1 protein-coding gene is annotated in these 533 nt (G+C 26.1%); it reads left to right on the top strand.

Annotated elements, in window-relative coordinates; all coding sequences use genetic code 11:
- Nucleotides 1–533, top strand: a 533-nt coding sequence (locus tag AOG55_RS09885) for an RNA-guided endonuclease InsQ/TnpB family protein (RefSeq protein WP_156318782.1), incomplete at both ends; no start/stop codon positions are given.

Below are 533 nucleotides of genomic sequence, written 5' to 3'. Positions count from 1 at the left end.
GTATCAGTTGATTTGGGAATTAAAAATCAATTAACATTGTCCAATGGTTTAATAATAAATTATGGCATACCAAAATCTAAAAGAGAAAAAAGAATTCAGAGAAGATTATCAAAGAAAATAAAAAACTCTAATAACTATTATAAGCTGAAGAATAGACTCAATATAGAACAAACAAAAAACGCTAATAAAAGAAAGGATACAGTGAATAAAACAGTCCATTATCTATCATCAAACTATGATATAGTAATAACACAGGATGATAATATTAATTCATGGAAGCACCTCTTTGGCAAGAGAATAGAATCCACTAGTATAGGTGGAATTAAGAAAGCACTTAAACATAAGGCCTCAACATTTATATTACTGGATAGATTCCTGCCAACAACCAAAGAATGCTCTAAATGCCATAATAAATACAATATAAATTTAAATGATAGAATATATAAATGCCCTAATTGTGGTTTTATAATTAATAGGGATTATAATTCAACATTAAATGATCTATATTATGGAATTATAAAAATAAATGAACT

This window comes from Acidiplasma cupricumulans (genome assembly GCF_001402935.1).
Lineage (GTDB): Archaea > Thermoplasmatota > Thermoplasmata > Thermoplasmatales > Thermoplasmataceae > Acidiplasma > Acidiplasma aeolicum.
The sequence above is the reverse complement of the archived record's forward strand: the minus strand, read 5'-3'. Positions and strand labels throughout refer to the sequence as shown.